The 1,891-nt window shown below is 43.2% G+C and carries 2 protein-coding genes; both read left to right on the top strand.

Annotated elements, in window-relative coordinates; translation table 11 throughout:
- Positions 1–524 precede the first annotated feature (524 nt).
- Complete coding sequence (locus ACP45E_RS00425; protein WP_017038415.1) at positions 525–1,247, top strand: GntR family transcriptional regulator; 723 nt, start codon at positions 525–527, stop codon at positions 1,245–1,247.
- 144 nt (positions 1,248–1,391) lie between these two features.
- On the top strand, positions 1,392–1,891 hold a 500-nt coding region (locus tag ACP45E_RS00420), incomplete at its 3' end, for an isocitrate lyase/phosphoenolpyruvate mutase family protein (protein WP_198927659.1).

Raw genomic sequence — 1,891 nt, 5'->3', positions numbered from 1 at the left:
ATTGATATCATGCATAAAATGGCGTTGGATGATCATTTAGATATCGACTTGTTTATGCTTTTCTTAGAAAGCGGTGTGTACAAAGAATACGCGACTCGCTTTTTACCTGAAGCCCAGGTCGATGAAGTCGATATTGAAAAGTTTCGCTCGTAAAGCTAGCCGTTTTTGAGTGAAAATCACGCAATAGAGAGTCAAACACTCTCTGTTGCGCCTCTTCCCCTAAATAGAGAATATTGTCGACACAATGTCATCGGTCTCACATCTCTTATCATTCTTGTCGTTATCTGTATTTTAATCTTAATTCATTGAAAATCAGGCTTAATGTTCAATATTTCGAACCAATATCTCGCATCTTATCTAAAATCAAACACCTATACCTTAGTCTAAAGTGTCGACAATTTACTTGATTGTCGACACTTTAATGGTCTATTTTATAAACACAGCAGCAGATTGTTGACACGAATCGGGTTAGCTCAAGTAACTTATTCATCCCAGTAACCGGTCAACCAAGATAATGTGAGTGCATGAACATGAACAGTACCATTTCAGAATTGAGTCTCTCTTACGAAGCCAAAACTCGTGCGCCTGAAAAAGAAAACACCAAATCAGAAAGCTTAACTGAATATCTGATTGAGGCGATTGTTGGCGGTGATATCCCACCGGGAAGCAAAATATCTGAGCCTGAACTGGCGAAACGATTTGAAGTCAGTCGTGGGCCGCTTAGAGAAGCGATTATGCGCGTTGAAGGGCTGGGTTTAATCGAGCGCATCCCACATGTTGGCGCAAGGGTGATTACCTTTTCCCAAGAAAAACTCATAGAGCTGTATTCCGTGAGGGAAGCGTTAGAAGGGATGGCCGCCCGACTTGCGGCAAGACACATTACACCAGACGAGTTAATCAAGTTAGAACAAGTATTGGCAACCCATTCTAAACATATCGATCAAGTTGAGGGGGCGTCTTACTTTCATCAACATGGCGATTTTGATTTCCATTACCGAATCATTAAAGCCAGCCGAAATAGCAAATTGGTCTCCCTATTATGTGGAGAGCTTTACCACTTGCTGCGTATGTATCGTTATCAATCGCCTCGGGCGCAATCAAGGCCAACAGAAGCGCTGGAGGAGCACAAATTTATTCTACAAGCGATACGCAATCGTGATGAAGAGTTGGCTGAAATGCTCATGAGACGACATATTTCTGGTAGCCGAAGACTCATAGAAAAACAGATTCAACAAGATGACACCTAGCTGTTTTTTGTCTGGTCAGCGACGTTCTAGCCACTGTAGGTCTAGCAAGTAATACAAGACAGAACAATGAAAATGAATAGTAATAAAAATGCATAGTAATAAAAATGAATAACAACTATCGACTGAGTTAAAGGGAGTTTAACCATGAAAATATCACCGGGGGCCAAATTTAGGCTTGCTGTCGAACACAATAATCCACTGCAAATTGTTGGTACGGTCAACCCATACTGCGCAATGATGGCGAAAAACATCGGCCACCAAGCAATTTATTTATCGGGCGGGGGCATCGCGAATGCGTCGTATGGGCTACCTGATTTAGGGATTACAACACTCAATGATGTGCTCGTGGATGTTGAGCGAGTCACCAACGCTTGCGATTTACCATTGTTGGTCGACATCGACACAGGATTTGGTGGTGCGTTTAACATTGCCAGAACGATCAAGTCGATTGAAAAAGCAGGCGCGGCGGCGGTGCATATGGAAGATCAGGTTGCACAAAAACGGTGTGGTCATCGACCAAACAAGGCCATTGTCAGTGCGCAAGAAATGGTGGACCGAATCAAAGCCGCAGTGGATGCACGAAACGATGAAAACTTTGTCATTATGGCGCGAACCGATGCATTGGCGGTAGAAGGGATTGATAG

This window comes from Vibrio genomosp. F10 str. 9ZD137, from assembly GCF_049974785.1.
GTDB lineage: Bacteria > Pseudomonadota > Gammaproteobacteria > Enterobacterales > Vibrionaceae > Vibrio.
This window is presented reverse-complemented; position numbering and strand designations above follow the sequence as displayed.